Source organism: Variovorax sp. 20P10.2.4 (genome assembly GCF_058244205.1).
The window spans coordinates 1-1528 of the sequence record NZ_JBZAYE010001074.1; the positions used below are offsets into that span (position 1 = coordinate 1).

A 1528-nucleotide genomic window follows, 5' to 3' on the forward strand; every position below is an offset into this window, starting at 1 on the left:
GGCGGCGTGGCCTGGCGTTGCGTCACGTTCGAGGATTGGCGGCCGACGGATTTACCGCCGCCCATGCGCGCCGCGTCGGCCTGGATGCTGACGAGCGCGAGTGCGCCGGCCAGAAGCAAAGTACTCAAACTCTTCATAAGGTCTCCTCTCGAACGAAATCTCGTCTGATCAACACTTGATTCCAACATGGAGGGCAACCACGCCACCCGTCATGTTGTGATAGTCCACATGCCCGAAACCGCCCTCTTTCATGAGGGACTTGAGCTCGTCCTGGCCCGGATGCATGCGGATCGATTCGGCCAGGTAGCGGTAGCTCGCGTCGTCGCCCGCCACCACCTTGCCCAGGCGCGGCAGCACGTTGAAGGAGTACCAGTCGTAGACCTTCTCGAGCGGCTTCGCGACCTTCGAGAACTCGAGCACCAGCAGCTTGCCGCGCGGCTTGAGCACGCGGTTCATCTCCTTGAGCGCGACGTCCTTGTGCGTCATGTTGCGCAGGCCGAAGGCGACGGTGACGACGTCGAAGTGGTCGTCGGGGAACGGCAGCTTCTCGGCGTCGCAGACCGTGGTGGGCAGCACCACGCCGGCGTCGAGCAGGCGGTCGCGGCCGGTGCGCAGCATGGCTTCGTTGATGTCGGTGTGGACCACCTGGCCGCTGGCGCCGACCTTCTTCGCGAAGGCCAGCGCGAGATCGCCGGTGCCGCCCGCGATGTCGAGCACGCGCGAGCCTTCGCCCACGTTCGCGACCATGACGGTGTAGGCCTTCCATGCGCGGTGAAGCCCCATCGACATGAGGTCGTTCATCAGGTCGTAGCGCGTGGCGACCGAGTCGAACACGCCGCGCACGCGGCCGGCCTTCTCGCTCTCGTCGACTTTCTCGAAGCCGAAATGGGTGGTGGTCATGCGACCGATGTTAGGCCGTTCGTCCTCGCATCAAGACGACGACCCCGCTGTACCGGCGGTCATTTGTTGCTTTTTCTGCAAACGCTGAGGTCTTGTAACGCCCGTCACGTCTACCGACGAAGCTATGCTTTCAATAGCAAACGCCGGTCAATGGCTGCCGCAGGCGTGGCCGCCCTTCTCGGCCATCGGTGCGTCGCGATCGACGCCCGCTTCGGCCAGCTTCTGCTCGTAGGCCGCCCAGAGTTCGGCCTGCTGCGAACCCAGCTGGTAGAGCAGGTCCCACGAGTAGATGCCGGTGTCGTGCCCGTCGCTGAAGCGGGGCTGCACCGCGTAGTTGCCCACCGGCTCGAGCGCGACCAGTTCGACCTCGCGCTTGCCGGTCTGCAGCGTTTCCTGGCCCGGTCCGTGGCCCTGCACCTCCGCCGAGGGCGAGTAGATGCGCATCAGCTCGAAGGGGATGCGGAAGGTGGCGCCGTCGGAGAAGCCCACCTCGAGCACGCGCGAGCGGCCGTGCACGGTGATCGACTGCGGCGTCGGCGCGCCAGCTTGCAAGCCTGCCATGGGGAGTGTCCGTTCGAAGTGGAGGAAAGAGGATGCAGGGAGACGGCGCAGTATGCCGCGCCGGCTA

2 protein-coding genes and 1 pseudogene are annotated in these 1528 nt (G+C 65.2%); all 3 read right to left on the reverse strand.

What is annotated here, in order from left to right:
* A pseudogene (locus tag AC27VN_RS41180) lies at positions 1-137 on the reverse strand (Tim44 domain-containing protein); the annotation flags it as partial.
* A gap of 31 nt (positions 138-168) precedes the next feature.
* Positions 169-900, reverse strand: coding sequence for a bifunctional demethylmenaquinone methyltransferase/2-methoxy-6-polyprenyl-1,4-benzoquinol methylase UbiE (gene ubiE / locus AC27VN_RS41185; protein WP_057592061.1), 732 nt, complete (start codon positions 898-900; stop codon positions 169-171).
* 147 nt (positions 901-1047) lie between these two features.
* Positions 1048-1461 (reverse strand): gamma-butyrobetaine hydroxylase family protein, encoded by a 414-nt coding sequence (locus AC27VN_RS41190; protein WP_093340991.1) that lies wholly within the window; start codon positions 1459-1461, stop codon positions 1048-1050.
* Positions 1462-1528 lie beyond the last annotated feature (67 nt).

Excerpts from the sequence above, each read along its gene's own strand:
- ubiE (WP_057592061.1), bottom strand. The coding sequence starts at position 900 with ATGACCACCACCCATTTCGGCTTCGAGAAAGTCGACGAGAGCGAGAAG.
- AC27VN_RS41190 (WP_093340991.1), bottom strand. The coding sequence starts at position 1,461 with ATGGCAGGCTTGCAAGCTGGCGCGCCGACGCCGCAGTCGATCACCGTG.